This window comes from Desulfobaccales bacterium (assembly GCA_041648175.1).
Taxonomy (GTDB): Bacteria; Desulfobacterota; Desulfobaccia; order Desulfobaccales; family 0-14-0-80-60-11; genus 0-14-0-80-60-11.
Genome location: JBAZPO010000020.1, coordinates 16,228 through 38,625 on the forward strand (window position 1 = coordinate 16,228; position 22,398 = coordinate 38,625).

Below are 22,398 nucleotides of genomic sequence, written 5' to 3' on the forward strand. Positions count from 1 at the left end.
CCTCCATTACCTGTTTCTCAGGCCACCGTAACCTCTTTGGTCAGGAAAACGTCCTGGATGGCATTAAAAAGTTCCACCCCTTCCTTCATGGGCCGTTGGAAAGTCTTGCGCCCGGAGATCAGCCCTGTGCCCCCGGCCCGCTTGTTGACCACCGCGGTGCGCACCGCGTCGGCCAGGTCGTTCTTGCCGGAACCGCCGCCCGAATTGATCAGCCCCGCCCGCCCCATGAAGCAGTTGGCCACCTGGTAGCGGCACAGGTCGATGGGATGGTTGGGGGCCAGTTTGGTGTAGACCAACTCGCTGGTCTTGCCGAATTTGACGGCCTTATAGCCGCCGTTATTCTCCGCCAGCTTCTGCTTGATGATATCCGCCTCGATGGTCACCCCCAGATAATTCGCCTGCCCGGTGAGGTCCGCGGAGGCGTGGAAATCTCCCTCCGCGGTCTTGAACGCCGAGTTGCGCAGGTAGCACCAGAGGATGCAGGCCATGCCCAATTCGTGGGCCAGTTTGAAGGCTTCAGAAATTTCCAGAATCTGCCGCCGGGACTCAACGGAGCCGAAATAGATGGTGGCCCCCACGGCCACCGCACCCATGTCAAAGGCCTGCTCCACGCTGGCAAACAGGGTCTGGTCGTAAAAGTTGGGGTAGGAGAGCATCTCGTTGTGGTTGATCTTGACGATGAAAGGGATCTTATAGGCGTACTTCCGCGCCACCGAACCCAATATCCCCATGGTGGAGGCCACTGCGTTGCAGCCCCCCTCGATGGCCAGCTTGATGATGTTCTCCGGGTCGAAGTACATGGGGTTGGGGGCAAAGGAAGCGGCCGCGGAATGCTCTACCCCCTGGTCCACCGGCAGGATGGAAAGATAGCCGGTCCCGGCCAGACGGCCGTGCCCGAACAGAGCGCCTAAAGACCGCAACACCCCCGGGGACCGGTCGCTGCCTACCCAGACCCGGTCGATGAAATCCGGCCCCGGCAGATGCAGGCTCTCCTTGGGGAACCCCGTACATTTATGGTTCAGCAGGTCCTCGGCTTCCGCACCTAATAACGATTGGATTTTTTTAATCATAAGGCCACCTCCTAAAAGACGGTTTTCGGTTTTCGGTTTTTGGTGGCACAGGCTTTCCAGCCTGTGCAGGAGTCATGTGGGCGGGCCTTGCCCTCCATGAGCTACTACGCCCTCGTTCCCAAGCTGCGCTTTACATCCTCGTTCCCACGTTGTACTTGGGAACGTAACTTTTCGCCCAAGCTCTGCTTGGGCTCCTCTTGTAAGGGCTGACCTGCGTGTCCGCCCTCTATCGCTGCACGCCTCCCACCTCACTCCTTATATCTTTCTCTCCCTTGATGGGAGGGCCAGGGTCAGAGGCGATTAAGAATAAACTTTTAGCGATGCGTATAGCTTCATTTAATATAAGATTCCCACGTGGTTAGACAAGGGTTTCCTTCCCCTTATAATTTGCCTCCATAAGTTCCAAAGCCACCTTCGCAGCCCGGGCCGACGCCCCCGGCCCCCCCAGACGCCTGATCACCGTAGCCAGTCCCCGGCGCACCGCAATCATGCACTCAGGGTCTTTAATGAGATTCAAGACCTCCCGGGCCAAATGCTCCGGGGTAAAATCATCCTGGATGAGTTCGGGAAAAATCCGCTCCCCCGCCAAAAGATTAGCCATGCCCACATGCTCCACCCGGATGAGCCGGCGGGCCACCGCAAAGGTGAGGGGCGAGACCCGATAGACAATGACCGTGGGCACCGCAGCCAGGGCCGCCTCCACCGTGGCCGTGCCCGAGGCCACCACTGCCACCTGCGCCGCACCCATGGCCTGATAGGACTGACCGGCAATGATTTTGATGGTAGGGCCGGGGAAAGTTTTTATATGTGGCGCCGGCGCCCCCGCCGGCGTTTGAACAGCCGAGGGCGGCTGTTCCACATGTTCTCCCCCCAAAAATTCCTCTACAACCCCCTCCACCAGTCCCGCCGGCGCGGTGGAGGCCAGGGGCAGGATAAACTGGGTTTGGGGGATAGCTTGGTGGATAAGGTGCGCGGCCTTAAGGATGATGGGCAGATGCCGCTCGATTTCGCCGGCCCGGCTGCCAGGCAAAAGCGCAATGGTAAGACGCTCCGGGTCCAAATTATGCGCGGCCAGGAAGGTCTTGCGGTCCGGCAGGGGCGGCAGGGTTTCTCTAAAGGGATGGCCCACGTACGAAACGGCCACGCCGCGCTCTTTGTAGAAATCGGCTTCAAAGGGAAAGATGACCACCATGCGGTCGGTAAGGCGCGCGATGGTCCGCACCCGGTAGGTGCGCCAGGCCCAGACCTGCGGGCTGATGTAATAGAGCACCGGCACTCGCCAATATTTTGCCAGGCGGGCCACCCAAAAGTTGAAGTCGGGAAAATCCACCAGGATGGCCAAATCGGGGGGTTCGGTTTTCAGGGCCCGGCCGATGGCCGCCAGCCCTCGCCAGATCGACGGCAGGTGCTTCACCACTTCCAGGAGGCCCACCACGGCCAGCTCCGACGCGTGACACAGCAGGCGCACCCCCTGCCCTTCCAGCGCCTCCCCCCCTACCCCGAAAAACTCCGTCTGAGGCGCCGCTTCCCGGATGGCCGCCACCAGCCGGGCCGCATGGTCATCACCGGAGGCCTCGCCTGCGACGATAAGGATACGGGGGGGCTTGCTCCCCGGGGGAAAAGGCGAAGAGGGAAAAAGGGAAAAAGGGGAAGAATCTCTCATAAGGTTATTTGGTGGAACCACGACCTATGTGCATTCCAAGATTAGTTTGGTGAAAATAAAGCTCCAAGCACAGCTTGGGAACCAGAATAAATAAATTTTAGATTTTTAAGTTTTCCTCCCTTTTCGCCCTTTCCCCTTTTTCCCTTTTACCCCTTAGTAGTCATAGGGCGGCCCGTGGCCGCCAGCTTTTGCAGCACCCAAAATCCCCATCAATTAATGAAATCTTTGCGGGAAATAATCTATTAACCCACATCATTTCCGGGAACGCACCGCCAACGCCAGTCTGCCGTAGCCGTAGTTCATGCTGTGCCAGCCCTCCAGGTTGTTGTAGAAGGCCAATCCCCAGGCCGACCAGGCGTTGTTCAACTGCCCAGACCATACATAGGCCCCGGTAGTTTGAAATATGGGGTCCATATTGTTAGGGGACGCCCCTTTTTGATAGATGGCTTTCAATTCCGGAACGGTGGGCAGACGCCAGCCGCCTCCGCCCACGGTGAGATTCTCCGTCCAAGCTTTGGCCTCATGCCAAGTGTTGTCGTGGTTGGGGCCTACATACCACTCAAGGCCGGTGACGCTGTCGCTGATAACGCCATTAGCAGCTTTGGTAAATCTCATGGGCTGGCCCTTGCCGTCCGCCACCTGGGCCTCCACGGAACTGCTCTGGCCGAAACCCCACACCACCAACAAAACCGAAACCATCATGCTCAAACGAAACCATCGTGCCATGTTTAACCCTCCAGTATTAATTGGGGGAAAAAATCATTACCTGGCCTATCCTCTCTCTTATGGCTTAATATAGGGCGGCCCATGGCCGCCGAAATTTGTCGGGAAGGCGTGCACGGCACGCCCTATGACTCTAATTTTTAAAGAGGTCTATTTGCTTCCCCCCCTTTTCGCCTTTTCGCCTTTTCTCCTTTTCCCCCCAGGTTTTTACCCCTTCGCTTTTTTCATGGCGGCGTTGATTTCCAACGCCAGGTCCAGGGCGGCCCGGCCGGCCTCGCCGGGGATGAGGGCCTCACCGCCGGTTTGGATAGCCTGGACAAAGGCCACGATCTCTTTGAGCAGCACGTCTTCCTGGGAAAAGCGCCGGGTCTCCAGGGCCACTCCCGGCAGCGGCCCGATGGCGCCGTCCTTGCGGGAGGCCGCGGTGAGTTCCCGGTTCTCGAAGTCCACTGCCAGGTAGGCGTCAGGCTGGAAGAGACGGAACTTGCGCATGCTCTTGAAGGACATCCGGGATGCCGTGAGGTTGGCGATGCAGCCGTCGCCGAACTCCAGCCGGACGTTGGCCAGGTCCACGCGGTCGGTGAGGACCGAGATGCCCGCGGCCCGAATCTCGGTGACCGGCGTTGGCACCAGGTTCAGGACATGGTCCAGGTCGTGGATCATCAAATCCAGAACCACGTCCACGTCGGTGCCCCGTTCCTTAAAAAACGACAGGCGGTGGCTCTCGATAAAGCGGGGGTGCCCGGATCGCCGTTTCAGTTCTTCCATGGCCGAGTTGAAGCGCTCCAGGTGCCCCACCATAAGGATAAGGCCTCGCTCCCGGGACAGGTGCACCAGTTCGTCGGCTTCGGCCACGGTCACGGTGATGGGTTTTTCCACCAGCACCTGGCAGCCGGCTAACAGCGCGTCCCGGACCACCTCAAAATGCATCGACGTTGGGACCGCCACACTCACCGCCGCAACCTGGGGCAGGAGGTCATGGTAGTCAACAAAGTCCTGAGTATGCAGGGCGTGGGCGACTTTGCAGGCTTGGTCCCGGTTCAGGTCCGCCACTCCCACCAACTCCGTTTCCTCCAATGCAGCATACTTTTCCGCGTGGAAACGGCCCAAATAACCAACGCCAATGACGCCAACTTTTACCGGTTCGATCATGAATTTTTACCGTTTTCGTCTTGAGAAACAAACCCATCGGTGGGGCGGGCCTCCGTGCCCACCACCACAAATATTAAGAGAGTTTGTTATTACTGAGAATGTGAATATGTTACCCCGCCCTAAGATACGGCGGCCTCAAATGGCGCGCCGTTTTGCCCATGATACCGGAAAAGGGTCTCACAAGGCAATGAAAACCGGGGGGAAATTCCGTTTGACAACTGCGCCTCGAAAAGTTAATAATTTTTATTGAGGTTACGGAGGTAGGATTAATGGTGGAGAAGGCCAAATTTATCTGGTTCGACGGCAAGATGATCCCCTGGGATCAGGCCCAGGTTCACGTCCTCACCCATACTCTGCATTATGGGCTGGGAGTCTTTGAAGGCATTCGGGCTTATCAATGCGCTGATGGCCGCACCGCCATTTTTCGTCTGCCGGAGCACATCCGGCGCCTGTTCGATTCCGCCCACGTCATGCTGATCAACATCCCCTTTAGCCAGGATGAGGTCAAGGCCGCGTGCTGCGAACTCCTGCGGGTCAACGCCCAAAAAGAGGCGTACATCCGCCCCCTGGTCTTCCTGGGGGAAGGCGTCATGGGGCTCAACCCCAAGGGTAGTCCCATCCAGGTGACGGTGATCAGTTGGGTCTGGGGGGCTTACCTGGGTGATGAGGGCCTGCGTAAAGGCATACGGGTCAAGACGTCCTCATTCATCCGTCACCACGTCAACATCATGATGACTAAGACCAAAACCGTGGGGAACTACGTCAATTCCATCATGGCCAAACAGGAGGCCATCCAGGCTGGCTGTGACGAAGCCTTGCTGTTGGATACGGCCGGCTACGTCTGTGAGGCCTCCGGGGAAAATATTTTCATCGTCAAAGACGGCGTGCTCAAGACGCCGCCCTTGACCTCGATCCTGCCGGGCATAACCCGGGACTGCATTATCACTATAGCCAGGGACCTGGGTATGGAAGTGAAGGAAGACCGGTTCTCCCGCGACGAGCTGTACCTGGCGGATGAGGCCTTCTTCACCGGGACTGCGGCCGAAGTCACCCCCATCCGGGAAGTGGACGGCCGGATCATCGGCCCGGGTCAGCCCGGCCCGGTTACCATGCAAATCCAGGATACCTATTTCGCGGCGGTCAAGGGCGCCAATTCCCGCTACGAGCGCTGGCTGACCTATATTTAATTTGTGTTGACATTGTAGGGGCGCACCTGTGTGTGCGCCCTTTTTTCCCTGGTTCCCAAGTTGCACTTGGGAACCCATATATCCCCCAAGCTGGGCTTGGGACCTTTTACTTCATACTAAATCGCCCCATCAATCAGTCCTCCGGGTCCAGACTTACCATGAGAAAGGCATGTTGCGTCAAGGTTACCGAGACTTTCCCGTCTGAATGAAACACCGCGGGCAAGTCCGGGCCGGGACCGTGCCAGCGCGCCTCTCCCGACGCCAGGCGTTTTAGCCAGCGTCCGCAAGGCAAGGGGACCTCGACTGACCGAGCCGTGTCACCAAGATTGAAGATGGCGGCCACCTGCGCCTCGCGGCCAAAGCCGCGCACGACCAGGGTGCTCTCTCGCTCCAGGCACACCACTTCCAGGCGATCTTTACTTAATCCCGCGCCCGCCCGAGTTTCATTGCGAAGCTTTATCAATTCCTTGTAAAATTCATACAGGATGCGATGCTTTCCCTGATGCCCCAGGCTGTGATTTAATCTGGCGCTCTGTTGGGTCGCTTCTTCCTGCGGGTCCGGTGGCTCATCCGACCCCTGTGCATACTCAAACTCTTCCCGACGCCCACGGCGGACCATTTCTACCAAATCCGGGTCAGAATGGCTGACGAAATAAGGAAACGGCGCGGTTTCCCCATATTCTTCACCCATGAACAAAAGGGGTATGAACGGCGATAGAAGCACCACGGCAGCAGCCAGCTTCAGCCCTTCGAAGGAGGCCAAGGCGCTGAGCCGATCGCCTTTCAGACGGTTTCCCACCTGATCGTGGTTCTGGGCGCAGACCACGAACCGGTGCGCGGCCAGGTCTTTGGAGCTATTCCCATGTCGACGACGGCGCGCCGGGGCATACGCGCCTGAATAGACAAACCCCTCGGCAAAGGCCTTGGCAAGATCCTGGAGACGTCCGAAATCTTTATAGTATCCGGTGCGCTCACCGGTAAGCAGCGTGTGGAGGGCATGATGGAAATCGTCGTTCCATTGGGCGTCCAATCCATAACCACCAAGCTCTGGAGAGCGCACGAGCCGGACGTCGTTTAAATCACTCTCGGCAATGACATAGATCCGGCGATTAAGCCGCTCGGCCTGCTCGTGCACCGCAGAGGCCAATTCCTGCAGAATATGGAGTGCAGAAAAGTCGAAAATCCCGTGAACCGCATCGAGGCGCAAGGCATCGACGCGGAATTCCGTTACCCACCAGAGCGCATTTTCAATAAAGAATCGTCTGACTTCGTCGCTGTCAGGCCCATCATAATTGATGGCTATTCCCCATGGAGTGCGGTATCGGTCGGTGAAGTAGGGCCCAAAATCCTGGAGATAATTTCCTTCCGGCCCGAGATGGTTGTAAACCACGTCCAGAATCACCGCCAAGCCGCGCTGATGGCAGGCGTCAATCAGCCTTTTGAGTCCATCAGGACCTCCATAAGAATCTTGCACCGCAAAAGGGTAAACGCCATCATAACCCCAGTTGCGCTCCCCCGGGAATTGAGACACAGGCATGAGCTCAATTGCGGTTATGCCCAGATCCTTCAGTTCATCCAGGTGTGAGACGATGGCGTCAAAGGTGCCTTGAGCGGTAAAAGTCCCCACATGGAGTTCGTAAACCACATAATGGGAGAAAGGTATGCCGGACCAGTGCAGCTCTTCCCAAACAAAATTGGGGTCAATGACCTGGGACGGCCCATGGACGCCTTCGGGCTGGAATTTGGAGGCGGGATCAGGACGTTCCAGGTTGCTATCGAACCGATAAAAATATCGGGTTCCCGGGCTAATCCCCTGAACAACACCATAGTGGTAGCCCCGTCCGAATTTTTCCAGGGGCGCAATACGCTCTTCTGGAGAAACAATATGGACTTCCACCCGGCTAACCAAAGGGGCCCAGACAAGAAAGCCGCCCAGGCCTCCTCCCAGACAGGTAGCTCCCAACCCGCATTTAAAATTCACAGTTTATGCCCTCCCAAATCGGAGCGAGGCAACCATAGTGAGAAGCGTTATATTTCCCTGTCCTGCTCATGGAAAATAAGGCTCAAATCCACCATGTCAATTAAGACCTTTAGCCATACCGGAAACAAAAAAAGGCGGGCCGCCTGGCCCGCCTTTGCCATGTCTGCTCAAAAATCAGCTCTTCCTAATGACCGCATTCTTTCACGTATTGCATGAGGATGTCAGTTTCGGTGATCAGCCCCACCAGCAGGTTATTCTCTACTACCGGCAGGCAGCCGATTTTTTCCTCCATCATAATCTTGGTGGCTTCGCAGAGCTCCATATCCGCAGTAATGGTAATCACGCCGGTCACCATGACATCCTTGATATGCAACGTCTTCATCATTTCCCGAGTATCTTTAGAGGCATAACCCAAGGCCTGGGCTAAAGAGCTGCGGAACAGGTCCCGCTCCGAGACAATCCCCACCAACCGGGTGCCGTCCAAAACCGGGAGGTGGCGAATCCGCCCTAACCGCATGATATCATTGGCCAGGCTCAGTTCGTCGTTGACGTCCAGGGTAGCCACTTCTTTCACCATAACATCTTTGACTTTCATGTGTATGTCCTTCCCCGTAAGATGCCTATTATGAGGTTAAAAACTGCCGCATCCTAAATTCGTATCGCCAGGCGGGACTCCCCTACAGGGAAGCCAGCCACTCCTGGCCCCGGGTGCTCAATTCCGCCAGCGTGGTCAACACCCGGCGGGCGTCTGCTACGCTCATGTAGCCCGTGCCGCAGGCCGGAGTGAGCAGCGATTGGGAGAGAATGTCCTTGAGTCCCAGGTTAAGGTCCGCGGCCAGTCTGGTTGCCTGCTCCTTAAAGCGCTGCCACAGGGTGTCGGTGGTTTCCTTCTTAAACTCTTCCGGATCGAGGGTGGGGACCAGGCCCCAGGCCAGCCAGCTCCCCCGGGCCAGGAAAGCCGATAGCGGTTGAGCATAGAGGCGCAGGCTCTCAAAATAACCGTAAGAATCGAAGCTGACAATGTCCAGGGGAGCGGTAAGCAGCAGCGACCAGTCGGTGTTGCCGCAGCAGTGGGTCCCCAGAGTAACGGGGCCGGTGGCAGCATTCCGGGTCTCTTCCAGGGTTTGGGTCAGGATTTCCAGCACTTCTTCCCGGGATATGGGCAGGTAGGCGGAACCGAAACCCGTCAGTGAGGGTTCATCCAAAAAAACGATGGGCTCCTTCCCCAATTCTCTAAACTTCTCAGCCTGCCAGGCCGCCTTGCGGGCCAGACCGGCGCACACCGCCTGGGTCAGCTCCCGGTCATAGAGGATGGGTTTGCCTTCGCTGTCCTTGATGACCAAGGCGAAGGTCACCGGACCGGACAACTGGCCTTTGAGGACCGGGGCCGGGCATCCCTTTGCAGCCACCGCGTCCAAAAGCGCAAAAAAGCCCTGGGAATCCTGCTCGCTCAAGGCAAAGGGGCTGAGGTCCCCGGAGAGAATCGCCTCATAAAACTGCGCCAGGGCTTCATCCCGGGGCACGGCCGGGTCCATCAAAACGGTCCGGTTTGCCACATCCAGCTTCAAGGCGGGCAGACCCCGGGCCGACTGGGCGGTCATGTCTTCGAGATAACCCAATTGGACCATTTGCGGCCAATAGGGTATCTGGGGCAAGGTTTCCAGAATCAAGGCCACGGTCTCCCGGGCGTCGGTGAAAGGCACCGAACCAATGCCGGTAGCGGCCAGGGGGGCGAGGCCGGACATAGTCTCCTCCCGATTGTTTGCCTAAACCTATTATGTTTCCCGGACCTTGTCAATAGCGTCCCATCGGCTCCTCGAAGCCATACCTGCACGTTAACCAAGACCTCCTCCTGTGCCCCCTTGGCCAACCGGGCGCAACACCAGGCATCGGCTTTCCTGGAAAGTGGGGACCAAGCGGCCCTCTATCTGCCTGAGATAGCCCTGGTCTCTGGACGATGCCACGCGGCCCCGGGTAATTTTTTTAACTTTAAATGCTGCTCTGGTAGCAATTTTGTTGCATCTGTGGAAATTTTCAGGCAATATCTTGCACAGAAGTCCTGTGGGGGGAAACATGACTTCACCGAGTGCGACGGTTGAGACCCAAAAAGTCGGGGGAGGCTATAAGCTCCTGGGGTGGATTGCATTGCCCCTGGGGGTGGTCTTGGTTCTGGTCCTGTTCAGCCATCGGGGTCTATACCAGATGTATAGCTTGGGGCATGAGCGGCAACGGTTAGAAAAGGAAAACGCCCGTCTAGCCGCTGAAAATGCCCGCCTGGCCCGCACCATCGACCGTCTGCAGCACGACCCGGTATTGATTCAGGACCTCATTCGCCAGGAACTCAATTTCGTCAAGAAAAACGAAATTATTTTCCAGTTCCCTCCGGAAAAACCAGCCGTGGCGCCGCTAGACCCGGCCAGCGGCAGCATTGATCCGGCGTCGACTCAGGTTCAGACTATTTCTGCCAGAAAAGTCGTGAAGTCTCAATGGGTTTCTCCACCGGCGGACGGTCCTAAGAACAAGCGCGCCAGCCGCCGACGGGAATGAGCCCTCCCGGTAGCGAACCTCTGAAAATCTCGCAGAGCCCTTTTCGCCCCTGACGGCTCGGGGCCGGGCCGGTGCTCTCGGCAACTCATCTTAATAGACAAGGAAAGCTAGACGTATGTATTCAACCGCGGAATTCAAAAAAGGTTTGAAGGTCGAAATGGACGGCATACCCTACACGATCGTAGACTTCCAGCACGTCAAGCCCGGCAAAGGCGGGGCCTTCGTGCGCACCAAGCTTAAAAGCCTGCTATCCGGCCGGGTTATAGATCAGACGTTTCGTTCCGGCGAAAAAGTCAAAAAGCCGGACCTCGTGGAGCGGGATATGCAATTTCTCTACCGTGAGGGTGACAGGTTCTCCATGATGGACAACGAGAACTATGACCAGATCATGCTCACCGAGGAGCAGGTGGGGGAGGCGCGGCTCTACCTGATAGATAATCTGGACGTCAAGGTCCTCTTTTTCAACCAACAGCCCGTAGGCGTGGAGATTCCCATGTTCGTGGAACTGGAAGTGACTCAGACCGAACCCGGGCTCAAGGGCGATACCGCGGCAGGCGGCACCAAGCCCGCCACTTTAGAAAGCGGGGCGGCCATCCTGGTGCCACTGTTTATCAACGAGGGTGACCGGGTTAAGGTGGATACCCGCACCGGCAACTATATTGAGCGGGTTAAATAATAGCGGGTTGCTTTTATGAAACGATTTTTGCTAGCCGCGGGCCCTTAAAAACCTGCGCCTCATGCGACCTTATAAAAAAATAAAAAGACTGCCGTTTAGACCAGCTTGACCAAGACGAGGTAACGCTTGACTCCGAAGCGCCTGGCCTTCTGTTGGCTGTCCAGATATATGTCCACCTTCTTATGCCACCGGGAGGCCATGCGGTCCTGGAATTCATAGACCCCCATCCCGTGCAACAGTAACCGGTTGCCAAAACGCAAATCCAGGTTTCTCTCCAAATCGCGGCTAACTGCCAATACCCCCCGCTTAACCCGCTGCCCCGAAGAAGTAATGCCTTTACTGCCGGGACAATGATGATAAGCTGTTGCCGTAACAATCGACATGGTGACGCACACGGTAGGTTGCGGTGTCGCCAATATCCCCACCGCTAAGAGACAGAATATCGTAATCGCCATTTTTTTCATGGTTCCCTCGCTTTTGGACGCAATTATAGGGAGCTGGCGGATGGTTGGGGAATGGTAAAGACGGGAACTGCCAGGAACTCGTAAGGGCCGTGGCCCGGGATTGCTTCGATAGTTTATTGCGCCTGCGTTTCGGGCGAACGCCTCAAGGAAACGTTCCTCTTCGGCTTATCTGCCACCCGCTCTCAGGTTCCCATCCCCATCATCCAATGGTGAAGTGCACTATCTTCTGCACACCCAAGTGAGCTGATTCGATTTCCGGTATATTTACCCTGGTTAAAACTTGCTGTCAAGGATTATTTTTTACAATTAGTATAACTTGTTGTTATTTATAGATAAATTTAATAGAACATATTGTTCTTTTTTTCTCAATGGCGGGTGCTAAAAATTATAGGGGCTATTCTATGGATAAGTGGGTAGCTTTTGCAGGTTTGAGCCTCTTTCCGATTTCAAGTGGGGGATTTTTGTATGCCAGGAGGTCATTTCGGTTAGTACGTTTATAATGTACTTTTAATCTGTTTATTCAATAGGTTAGTCAACTTTAATTATTCCGGCTTTTTCCGCTTCAGGGTGACCAGGCCTTCCCGCCCTTTATTCGACACCGAGGGCTGGTGGCACAGGCGTCTCGCCTGTGCAGACGCAGGCTAAAGCCTGCGGCTACCTGCAGAAAAGCAACAAAAAAAAGGAGCGTCAGGGCCTCTGGCCCGACGCTCCCCCGATTCATTTCACGGCCCGCAACCTGCGGGTGATTATACCTTTCAGGAGCCCCCGAAACCGATGCTCAGTTTCTCACCCTGCACCAAGACCGGCACCCGGCGGTTGCCGTCGGTGAGCTCGAGCATCTCTGCCAGGGCCTGGGCATCTTCTTGAACGTCCCGATAAATGACCGTCAAGCCTTCCTTGGTCTTGGCCTCCCGGGCCTTCCGGGTAAATGGTCAGGTTTTTTTGCCGAAGATGGTGATCTCTGTGGTCATAGCCCTTCTCCTTAATGGGGGAGGTCCACGTAATAGACCTTGATAAAGAGAAAATCCACCAAATTCAAAAATACCAGGGGTCTTTCCGAAACGGTGTACTGCACCCCTTCAAACCGGGGGCTCACCTTTTCCCTGATGTGCTTCATGACCTTATCGATAACCTGAGGGTCATTGGGACAGGCGAGCTTCAGGAAGTTCTGAAACACCGTCACATCGCGCAGCGCTAAAGCTTGCGTCTCTTGACGCAACTTCACCCGCAGGGGTTTCAAAGCTTCATCAAAGAAATCGCCAATGTCCTCGTATTTCGTCTTGATTTTCGCGAAACTCCATTGGCGCAAACCCTGGTATTCGCTGGCGGTTTGGCTTTGGAGTTTGTCCGTGGTGAGCATGATTATGGAAATGTTGGGCGTATTCGGGACATTGGCCGGCAGATAGGCGATCTTCACCGCTAACTCAGGATACTTGCTATTGGTGAGGATAAAATCGCGGCTGAGGCGTGACCCCGGGCGATCATACCGGTTGGACTCAGACACCCGCCAGCCATCAGTTTCCAAACCCTGGAACAGGTTAGCGGCCTTAGGCATTAAACTGCGCAGTTCGGTAAAGCTGCCGGGGGCCGCGCTGCCCGGGGGTTCCCGATAACTTTGCTCATCGGTGCTGGCCTCCGGGGGCTCAGGCGTTGGCTCTCTTTGCACCTCTTCCCCGGGTCCAGGCAGGGAAGCCGCGGGTTCTGGCGACGCCGGCGTGGCAAGCCGGGCCTGTACCGGCGGTACCTTGAGATCCGGGTTCAAGCCCAGAATAAAAAAGGTCTGCCCCGCCCCGCCCGGCCGGCTCTTCTGCCAATAGGTGTAGGGTCTCTCGGGAAAAAGATCCAGGATGATGCGCACCCCGCCTTTGGCCGAATGGGTTTCGGTAACCACCTGCTGGACTAAAGACTCATCGCCCTCCAGATGGGTAGGCAGCTGTCCCGCTCGAGCTTGCGGGAAGTCCACCACCAATTGCGGTTTGCCTGCCACGTTCTGAGTACTCACCAGGGGCGACGCGGCCCGGTCCAGGACCACGGTTAGGAGCGTATTCTCCCCCACCTTGCTCAGCCCCAGACGCCGCACTTCCACCCCGCCGCCGGCCCCCCAGACGGGTTGCACCAGGCAAACCAACGCCGCGAGCAGCCAAACGAACCTTCTGCCCGGTTTATCGGCCAAGCTCTGCATACCGGTAATGCTTTTACCCTCCTTCCCCGACCCGCAGGAACACCACACAGGCGCCAGGGGGACATCCAGGGTGCCACTCACCGCTCATATCCGCAGACAACGTTTTGCCACCTTCGCTGGGGGTGACGATGAGGATGGCGCCGGTTTTGGTGTAAATCCAGATCTTGTCGTCATTTATCACCCAGGTGAACTCAACGGTTTTCCCCGCCAGCGACCAGGTCCCCTTGCCGTCCTCTTTGAGGTCGAGAGTGATGTTGCCTTTACCGGCGAAGGGCTGCGCAGATTTATACGTCCCGGCGAACTTAGCCCGAGACTCCCCACAGCCTCCCAGAACCAGCCCCATCATCATCAGACCCAAAACTACAGCCACGGTAAGAAATTTTTTCTTCATATCTTTCTGTCCCGCAAGATGAACCCTCCCCGATCCAGCACGAAAAACCGATCGTAGAGGTAGATTTGGATGCACATGATCACCATGCCAGTATTCTTCATAACCTTCAGCCAGTTGACCGGCTCACCCACTTCGCCGACACAGCCGCAGTTGATGGGCATATGATGCAAAATGGCATTAACCAGTCCCACAATGAAGATGATATTCATGGCGGCGATAAGCGTGGCCGCAGCCCTGGTGCGGATGCCCAGGATCAGGAACAGCCCGCACACCAACTCGGCCCACGGCAAAGCCAGGGACCACAGGTTCACGCCGAACCAGGGCATCATATCGTAATCCACCACGTTCAAGGCAAAGACCGCGGGCCGCAAGATTTTGCTCAACGCGAACGAAATGAAGATGGCCCCCAAAAGCACCCGGCAGAACATCGCTAGATATGGGCTGCGCCGGATGGGCGGAATCAGGATAAGCAAGAACATGCTCACCGGTATCCACTCAAGCAGGCCCGGCAGACCCAGCGGCATGGTGGGAGCCGGCTGGGGCGACTTCTTTTCTATGGGAAAAACCTTCGTCCAGGCCCCGTAATCTTGCATCACCACCACGTGCTTTAAACGCTTGCTGATCAATAAACGGGCCAGATCGACGTCCATGCGGCGGCTCAAGGTGCCGCCGTAGACAATCAGGGTTTTGTCCATATCCCCCGGCGTCTGCTCCAGGGTGAACTGGAACATGGGGAACATAATATCGAATAAGATCTCCGGCAGATTCTGGGCGCCCTTGATGTGTTCCTGCGCATAGAAGGCGGTTTTCCTGGCATCAACGAAAATGGCCTTATGCTCCCGGGCTAAGGCCACGGCCTGGTCTGTCGTAATCTCGGGCACGGCAGGTAAGCCCCAACCGTGAATCAGGGGAATCCGGTTATCGTTGTAAATGTTAAAAACTAGGGCGAGAATGAGGCTCAACCCCATCATCAGGACATAATCGAAGTAAGAAACCTGCCGCAGCTTGACCTGGTGCACCGTTTCGGTTTCCAGGCGGCTGTCCCCGGCCACCAGCCAGTCGGCCAACTGCTGAATGATATGCCGGGACAACTGAGGATTCTGGTCTAGCAAGCGGTCGAATTCTTCCTTGGAAACCTTGATCAGTTTTGAGTCCACCGCGGCCTCAACCGAGGCCGTACGGGGCCTTCCGGTGACCAGGGCCACTTCTCCGAAATAGCTGCCGGCCCGCAACTCGGTCAACTCGGTCCGAATCCCTTCGGAGGTTTCCCTAAAGACCCGCACTGAACCGGCTTGGATGACGTAGAAAAATTCCGGCGTCTCTCCCTGGCTCACAAGCCGCGTGCCCGCGGGCACATTCACCTCATGCCCTAATTGACAAAGCTTGAGCCCTGCCTCTACTGCTCCTGTCGGTTTTTTCGGTGCCTCCATGCTGTCTTTCCTATGGGTTGAGGTCTAAGGTTGCCGAGCCGATGTGCGAACACTTACGAAAAAAATACGAAAAACCCAAAAATCCTGACTTCTGTCTTTTACCATAAGATGATGAAGATGTGAACTCCGCCTTAAACTTCCAGGCGCAAAATAATTGCTCCGGACCTGCTTGCCGCCTCAGCGTTGAACTCCTAAAACTACCGCAATCAAAAAAAACCGGTGGCACAGGCGTCTCGCCTGTGCAAGAGCAGGCTTAACATACATGGCCGAACGTGGCCACCCTTGAAGGATGAAAATCCCCCCCCTTCCCCTTTATAAAAGGTAGGGGATTTTAAAAGTACTCCTTTTGGAAAAGGGGGATTTAGAAGGATTTGGGCCTTCACGGCATTGCCTGCCGCTCCCAAACATAAATATAGAGCAGCCAGGTCAGGTCAATTTCTCAATTTGAGAAATTTTTATCAAGCTTCCCGGCCATTCTCTCAAGGAGAGAAATTCGCGGCCATCTCTTGGCGCGGGAAATTTCGTGTAAATTAATTCATTGTTAATTCAAGCAGTTATGGCCCCTCTTTTTCAGCCAACTTGGCAAGCCAATTGCATCTCTAAAAAATGCATCCTGAGTGCGCTTGAATTATTTTGCCATTACACGAGGAACTTAACTATATGCGAACCACCACCTCTGCCTTTCCCTGGACTCAGGTGAAATGGCGCTCCAAAGAGGAACAGCGAGTCCAAACCATTGACCTGGCCCTCAAGATTTTAGTGCCGCTCATCTTGTCGGTCTGTTTGGTAGTTGCCCTGAAGGTAGGCTCATTTAACGGTTATATCAATCTATTGAGCCGCCAGAGCTTCGGCTCCCCCCTGATGGCCCTGGGGGCCGGCTTCACCCTGATCTACCTGGCCTTCCAACTGGTGCGCACTGTCTTATGGCTGCGCTATAAAGCCTATCCCGTACCCCCGGGCCCCTTGCCTCGGGTCACCGTCATCATCCCGGCTTATAACGAAGGCGCCATGGTGGAAAAATCCATCTACGCCGCAGTCGCCTCCGACTACCCCGCCGATCGGCTGGAAATCATCTGCATCGACGACGGCTCCAAGGACGACACGTGGTCCTATATCGATAAGGCCCGCAAACGCTATCCCAAGCTGATCAAGGCCATCCGCTTCCCCAAAAACCGGGGTAAAAAAGAAGGCCTGTACGCCGGCTTCATCCGGGGCAAGGGCGAGTTCTTTGTCACCATCGACTCCGACAGCGTGATCTCACCCGATACCGTCAAACAGGTCATTGCGCCCATGCTCAACGATCCCAAGATAGGGGCGGTAGCGGGCAACGTCAAGGTCTACAACCGGCTCCGCTGCACCATGGCCCGGATGCTGGCGGTGCGCTTCGTCCTGGCCTTTGATTTCCTGAGGGCCTCCCAATCCATGTACGGCTGCGTCACTTGCACTCCGGGCGCCTTGTCCGCCTACCGGGCCGCGGTGCTCAAACCCGTCCTTAAGGAATGGCGCACCCAAACGTTTATGGGCCTGCCCGCCAACATCGGTGAAGACCGCGCCCTGACCAACTTCGTCCTGCGCCGGGGCTATTATACCTCGTATCAACGCACCGCCGTGGTTCACACCATGGTGCCCGAAACCTACCGGGGCTTATGCCGCATGTACCTGCGCTGGGACCGCAGCAATTTCCGGGAAAACTGGGTCCAGCTCAAGTTCATCTTCAGCAAATACCGGGCGCGCCACCGGGTGCTGCCCATCCTGGATTTCTTTATCACCCAGATCGAGTTTCCCTTAACCTACCTCTTCCTGGGTCTGCTGCTCTTCTCCTTCTGGCTCTACCCCATCGTGGCGCTGAAATTCTTCGCCGGTTTGGGCGTCTTAACCCTGGTTTGGATGTACCACTATATCCACCAGGAACGGGACATGGATTTCGTCTACGGCATCATCTACTCCTACTTCGCCTTCTTCGCCCTCAACTGGGTCCAGCCCTGGGCCTTCCTCACCGTCAGAAACGACCGCTGGCTCACGCGTTAGCACGCGCTTATATATAAGTAGAATAAGGGAGGGGCAGATCTCGAACTATGCCCCTCCCTTCGCGTTCTCGTTCCCAAGTTCACGTCCTCGTTCCCAAGGACCTAAAACCGTAGGGCGGGAAAGCGAAGCGCATCCCGCCTTTATACTCCTCGTTCCCAAGCGCAAGCCTTGGGAACGCTCCTGCGTATGGGCATGCCCTGCCCCCAAGACGTAGGGTGCGAAAGCGAAGCGCATCCAGCCTTACTGGCTGCCCCCCAAGAGCGCTCCAAAAAACGAGACCACCCAGGGATAAACGCTGCTCCATGCACCCACCCCGAAAATTCCAAGGAGGCAATTTCTTCATGGATCGTCCGAAATTAATGTGGCTATATAAGGCAGGCGACAAGGTTAGTTGGATCGATAACGGCAATCTTTTAAGCCTAAATAAATAACGAAGATAATATAGATCACAATAATTCAATAAATCTTCAACAATTTATTCAAGCTATGTTTAACGTTAACTACATTTAACTTAATAGACGTATTCAATTAATTATTATGACTTCGCACTTCTCTCCTCATGAAGGTAATTACATTCCGAACGTAACTCTAAAAATAATTCTATTGATCTTGAGAGTTGTTCATTCGTCAAGATAGCATCCGGGAATCCATCTGAACTTCTTTCAAGTTTCATTATCAAATCATCGACATGTACCAAGGATGCAGACAAAGTACGCAAGAGATCATTTATTAACCCTCGAATAATAGATGAATGATTTTCCATTTGATAACCTTTAATCCAGCGAAATAAAACGCTATGATATTTAATAAATTAATAAAAATTATCATTATCTTAAATGGAAAATTATTAAGAGAAAAAAAAGAGGGCACTTACCTTTTTGAGAGGAGCGTCCCTCGATCTAAGATTTTTTATTCTGGCCAGCCATAGAGACTCTCCCCATCCTTAGGGATGCACTGACAGAATGGTTTTTATCTTAACTATGCTTTAACCTATTTATTGTCATTTAGACTTTTCCTAATTATGGCTTCCGATTATCCTTAGGTCTATTAGGGTTTCCCTAATTATGACTTCTGAATACCCTTAAATCAATTTATGAAGTTTATTTCTTGAAAAAGGTAGTTTATTGCTATGTTTAATATTAATCATTATGTATCTGATTTATATAGAGAAATAGCATTAGCTTATTTCGAAACTTCTTGAACGGGGGAGTGACAGTCTCCATCGCACGTTTTTGTTTTTAAATGATGAGCCCGAATTCAAGTCATGGGGAAGGTGCTGGAATGCTTCTCTAAAATCTCGACACTCTTAAAGATGAACGAACTGCATCCACCCCGGTTGCGCCGAAATCGACCGCGCTTTGCAGGCCGGGGTGTCCCTGCGTTCCCCGCCCGCCCAATACGCGCTTTTCCTCTCGTCTCTCCTTTATCACAAAAAGAGGGGCGGCTTCAGGCCGCCCAGGTGAGAGAAATTGGCCGTGCTATCTCCGGTTAAAACTTGACAAATTTCTGGGCTCTCTGCTGTCGGCTGCAGGAGGGACATAAACGGCGCAACACTTGTTTGTTCATGGCCTCGTCGCTGCGTTTGGTAACATATTCCAGGTAACGGGGCGGAGGAATAGGGGCGCCACAGGCAATACAGTGGGCTTCTTCCATGTGGTTCAGTACCGTACCGCAGAGACGCACCTCACGATAATCCGGCCCCTCCACGTAATCAATGGCTTGGGTGGGGCAGGCCAGGGCGCAGGCGCCACAGGCAATGCAGGTGTTGGCCGCCAGGGGGTAGTCGGTGAGGACCCGTTCGGTGGTGGTGATCTGGGTAAATTTCAGAGCCCGCACCCGCATCCGAACGCAGGTCTTCTCACAAGTGCCACAGCGGATGCACACATCGCAACGCAGGCAACGGCTGGCTTCTTTCTGGGCCTGAGTGTCGGAGTAGCCCATCTCCACCGGCGTAAAGGTGGTTTTGCGCAGTTCCACGTCCAACATCGGGACGGGAGTACGGTGATTGGCGATTTTTTCTGCCGCCGGGATGGTTTGAAAAGGTACCTTGCGCCGCTTTTGAGGGCTCATCACCAGGGCCGGAGTGGTGGCTCCGGTCAGGTAATGGTCGATTTCCGCGGCCGCTTGTTTTGCCGCCGCGATGGCTTCCACCACCGTGGCCGGGCCGGTGACGCCATCGCCCCCAGCGAAAATATCTTTCACGCTGGTTGTGGTGCCGCCGGCTTGGGTAACGATGGTGCACCAGGGGGTGGTTTGCACCGGAGGTTCCGGGAAAGGACAGAAATCCGGCTGCTGCCCGATAGCGGTGATGACCGCCCCGACCTCGATCGTATAGTTGCTCTCCGGAATTGGTAAAGGACGGCGCCGGCCGCTGGCGTCCGGCCGCCCCAATGCCGCCTGCAGGCATTCTACCTGCGTGACCTGGCCATTGTCGCCGCCGATCTTGATGGGCACCGTCAGAAAATGAATCTGCACCCCTTCTTCCAGGGCCTGCTCCACTTCCTCAGGGTGGGCCGGCATCTCGGCCCGGGTACGGCGATAGGAGACATGCACCTCGGAGCAACCCAGGCGCACACAGGTTCGCGCTGCGTCCATGGCAGCGTTGCCGCCGCCGATTATCATGACCTTGTCAGCGGGTTTTTCCTTTTTCCCCAGATAGATCCCTCGGAGAAAGGTGATTACATCATGGACCTGGGGAAAATCGGCTTCACCCTCGATTTTTAACTTGTAGCCTAGGTGAGCGCCGATACCCAGGAAAAAGGCCTCATAGCCCTGAGCCCGCAATTCATCCAAGGTGACATCCCTTCCCACCGTCACCCCGGTTTTGATCTGCACCCCCAGAGACTTGATCAGCCGGACTTCTTTCCGCACCACCTCCCGGGCCAGCCGGTAGTCGGGAATGGCGGCCATTAACAAACCGCCCGGTTCTTTTAACCCTTCAAAAACCGTCACTTCGTAGCCGCGTAAGGCAAGAAAATAGGCGCAAGAAAGCCCGGCAGGCCCGGAGCCGATGATTGCCACTTTGTGCCCGTTGGCCGGGGCCGCTTCGGGCGGGAGAAAATTCCCATGCTTGGAGACCCACTCTGAGGCAAAGGCCTTCAAATAGCGAATGTTAATAGGTTCATCCAGGTTGGCCCGTACACAGGCCCGTTCGCAGGGATGGGGACACACCAGGCCGCACACCCAGGGGAAGGGGTTGTCTTCCCGCATCACCTCCCAGGCTTCCTGAAAGTTGCCCTGGGCAATTAAGCCGATAAAGCTGGGAATATCGATGCCGGTGGGACAGGCCTGGTGACAGGGGGCTAAGAGCAGTTTGGGGCAAGTCCGGGCCGGACAGTGCTTGTTTTCCAGATGCAGGCGGAATTCTTCCGGGAAGTAATGGAGCGCCGCCAACAGGGGGTTCACCGCACTCCGGGATAGTTGGCAGGCTCCCTTCATCTTCAAGGCCTGACCCCGGTTTTCCAATTCTTGCAGGGTTTCCTTGCTCCCTACCCCCTCGGAGATTTGGTCCAAAAGGTCTCTGATCTTTAACAGAGCATCCTGACAGGCAGAACACTGGCCCCCCGGTTGATTGAGGATGAAGTCCACCTGCTCCCGCACCAGGGAGACCAAGCAGTCCCGCTCATCCAGAACCCGGATAGAGGCCACGGCCAGGGTGGCGCCCATTTCTTTGAGGGTCTCGTGGGCCAGGTTCATATTCAGCAAAGACAAGGGGAAAAAACCCCCCAGGGGGCCGCCTACCTGGACGCCCTTAGGGGTATGACCAAAGCGGAATCCCCCGCCTTCATTGTGGATGATGTCATGCAAGGTGGCCGATAAGGGCGCCTCCACAAAACCGGGACGTTCCACCGACCCAAACAAGCGGAAAACCACGGTGCCCGGAGCGCATTCCACCCCCAACTTGCGGAACCAGGCTACCGGCGTTTGGGCGATGAACGGTAGGGAGGCAATGGTCATCAGGCTATGGGTGAGGAACACCCGCTGGGGGTATTGGTCCAGGAAGCTCCGAGGCAAAAGCCCGGTCAGACTGCGAATGAGGAGGTGTTCGTCCTCCATCATATAGCGGCCGTGGCCGGAGACCACCTTGATTTCCACCAAGGGTTCCTTCTTGGGCCAGATGGGGGCGGTAACACAAGCATCCATGGCCTGTTGCAGCCGCTCCCGGGCCAACTCATCCTCCTCGGTCAGATAGACTATGGCGGCTTTAGCCTTCAGGGTTTTGGCCGCCAAAAGAATTCCTTCCAGCACCTGATGGGGCACCCCTTCCAGCAAAAACATTTCACTGCTAGCATCGGGCGTGGGGGGAGCGGCGTTGACCACAATGATGGGCTGCTCTTTCTCCACCCGCAATTCGCACCAACGCCTTCCCAAAGGAGCAGAGGTGAGGCGGGCAAACTCGCAGAAACCCGCAGCCACCACTTTCTGTAGAAAGGGATCAAATCCCTGGCTCAGAAAGGTTTGTAACCCCTTATAACCGTCGTAATCCTGGTACTCCTCCCAAGATACCGGATCGATCTGGCCCACCAGTTCGGAGATATACCGTTTTTGGGGTTCGATAAAGTCACGAAAATCCTTGCCTACCAGCCAGCGCTCCACCGGCCGTTTTTCATCCACGTGGCTCAAAACGATGCGAGCCACCATGTCGGGGGTGATGAGTTCGTAAAGGTGAGCCCCGGCGGAGTCCCGGACCTCCACCACCACATCTCTGCCTTCAATGCCCCGCCACCCTACCAGGTGTACCTCCAGCGGCCCCAAATCGTCCAAAGAACGTTCTTTCATGGCTTCCAGGAAAGCCTCTTGAACGGCCTGCGGCTCCCTTAAACTTTTTCCCGGAAAGGTGCAGATATTCACGTGCAGCAAGGGGTGCCCATTGTTAGGCATAATTCTTTTATCTCCCTGTCTTC

17 protein-coding genes are annotated in these 22,398 nt (G+C 55.6%); 4 read left to right on the top strand and 13 right to left on the bottom strand.

Annotated elements, in window-relative coordinates; genetic code table 11:
* Nucleotides 1–17: 17 nt before the first annotated feature.
* The 4 genes from WC600_15820 to WC600_15835 form a co-directional block, all read right to left on the bottom strand.
* Nucleotides 18–1,070 (bottom strand): class I fructose-bisphosphate aldolase, encoded by a 1,053-nt coding sequence (locus tag WC600_15820; GenBank protein ID MFA4904201.1) that lies wholly within the window; start codon nucleotides 1,068–1,070, stop codon nucleotides 18–20.
* Between the two features lie 358 nt (nucleotides 1,071–1,428).
* Nucleotides 1,429–2,733 (bottom strand): lipid-A-disaccharide synthase, encoded by a 1,305-nt coding sequence (lpxB, locus tag WC600_15825; protein ID MFA4904202.1) that lies wholly within the window; start codon nucleotides 2,731–2,733, stop codon nucleotides 1,429–1,431.
* A gap of 252 nt (nucleotides 2,734–2,985) precedes the next feature.
* Nucleotides 2,986–3,459: a DUF1566 domain-containing protein gene (locus WC600_15830; protein MFA4904203.1), complete on the bottom strand. Its 474-nt coding sequence runs from the start codon at nucleotides 3,457–3,459 to the stop codon at nucleotides 2,986–2,988.
* 204 nt (nucleotides 3,460–3,663) lie between these two features.
* A complete protein-coding gene (locus WC600_15835; protein ID MFA4904204.1) occupies nucleotides 3,664–4,608 on the bottom strand; it encodes a Gfo/Idh/MocA family oxidoreductase in 945 nt (314 codons plus the stop codon).
* Nucleotides 4,609–4,877: 269 nt separating this feature from the next.
* On the opposite strand from WC600_15835, the gene WC600_15840 reads away from it, so the two are divergent.
* Nucleotides 4,878–5,795 (top strand): branched-chain amino acid transaminase, encoded by a 918-nt coding sequence (locus WC600_15840; GenBank protein MFA4904205.1) that lies wholly within the window; start codon nucleotides 4,878–4,880, stop codon nucleotides 5,793–5,795.
* 133 nt (nucleotides 5,796–5,928) lie between these two features.
* Here WC600_15840 and treZ read toward each other — a convergent pair whose 3' ends face one another.
* The 3 genes from treZ to WC600_15855 form a co-directional block, all read right to left on the bottom strand.
* A complete protein-coding gene (treZ, locus tag WC600_15845; GenBank protein ID MFA4904206.1) occupies nucleotides 5,929–7,776 on the bottom strand; it encodes a malto-oligosyltrehalose trehalohydrolase in 1,848 nt (615 codons plus the stop codon).
* Between the two features lie 184 nt (nucleotides 7,777–7,960).
* Entirely contained in the window at nucleotides 7,961–8,371 is a 411-nt protein-coding gene (locus WC600_15850) for a CBS domain-containing protein (protein ID MFA4904207.1), read from the bottom strand.
* 82 nt (nucleotides 8,372–8,453) lie between these two features.
* Nucleotides 8,454–9,521, bottom strand: coding sequence for a hypothetical protein (locus WC600_15855; GenBank protein ID MFA4904208.1), 1,068 nt, complete (start codon nucleotides 9,519–9,521; stop codon nucleotides 8,454–8,456).
* Between the two features lie 328 nt (nucleotides 9,522–9,849).
* Here WC600_15855 and WC600_15860 point away from each other — a divergent pair, with 328 nt between their 5' ends.
* Nucleotides 9,850–10,323, top strand: a complete 474-nt coding sequence (locus WC600_15860) for a septum formation initiator family protein (protein ID MFA4904209.1) — start codon at nucleotides 9,850–9,852, stop codon at nucleotides 10,321–10,323.
* A gap of 115 nt (nucleotides 10,324–10,438) precedes the next feature.
* A complete protein-coding gene (gene efp / locus WC600_15865; protein ID MFA4904210.1) occupies nucleotides 10,439–10,999 on the top strand; it encodes an elongation factor P in 561 nt (186 codons plus the stop codon).
* 95 nt (nucleotides 11,000–11,094) lie between these two features.
* Here the strand turns inward: efp and WC600_15870 are convergent, their stop codons facing one another.
* The 5 genes from WC600_15870 to WC600_15890 all read right to left on the bottom strand — a co-directional run bounded on the left by WC600_15870 (nucleotide 11,095) and on the right by WC600_15890 (nucleotide 15,466).
* Nucleotides 11,095–11,463, bottom strand: coding sequence for a hypothetical protein (locus WC600_15870; protein ID MFA4904211.1), 369 nt, complete (start codon nucleotides 11,461–11,463; stop codon nucleotides 11,095–11,097).
* A gap of 755 nt (nucleotides 11,464–12,218) precedes the next feature.
* Complete coding sequence (locus WC600_15875; protein ID MFA4904212.1) at nucleotides 12,219–12,434, bottom strand: UXX-star (seleno)protein family 1; 216 nt, start codon at nucleotides 12,432–12,434, stop codon at nucleotides 12,219–12,221.
* An 11-nt stretch (nucleotides 12,435–12,445) separates the two neighbouring features.
* Nucleotides 12,446–13,645, bottom strand: a complete 1,200-nt coding sequence (locus WC600_15880) for a hypothetical protein (GenBank protein ID MFA4904213.1) — start codon at nucleotides 13,643–13,645, stop codon at nucleotides 12,446–12,448.
* 13 nt (nucleotides 13,646–13,658) lie between these two features.
* Nucleotides 13,659–14,036, bottom strand: coding sequence for a hypothetical protein (locus WC600_15885; protein MFA4904214.1), 378 nt, complete (start codon nucleotides 14,034–14,036; stop codon nucleotides 13,659–13,661).
* On the bottom strand, nucleotides 14,033–15,466 hold the full coding sequence (locus tag WC600_15890; GenBank protein MFA4904215.1) for a cyclic nucleotide-binding domain-containing protein: 1,434 nt from the start codon (nucleotides 15,464–15,466) through the stop codon (nucleotides 14,033–14,035). Before WC600_15890 ends, WC600_15885 begins: the two co-directional genes overlap by 4 nt.
* A 660-nt stretch (nucleotides 15,467–16,126) precedes the next feature.
* On the opposite strand from WC600_15890, the gene WC600_15895 reads away from it, so the two are divergent.
* Nucleotides 16,127–17,494 carry a glycosyltransferase family 2 protein gene (locus WC600_15895; protein MFA4904216.1) on the top strand — a complete coding sequence of 456 codons (1,368 nt, stop codon included), beginning with the start codon at nucleotides 16,127–16,129 and terminating at the stop codon, nucleotides 17,492–17,494.
* A 1,488-nt stretch (nucleotides 17,495–18,982) separates the two neighbouring features.
* Here the strand turns inward: WC600_15895 and WC600_15900 are convergent.
* Nucleotides 18,983–22,375, bottom strand: coding sequence for an FAD-dependent oxidoreductase (locus WC600_15900; protein ID MFA4904217.1), 3,393 nt, complete (start codon nucleotides 22,373–22,375; stop codon nucleotides 18,983–18,985).
* Nucleotides 22,376–22,398 lie beyond the last annotated feature (23 nt).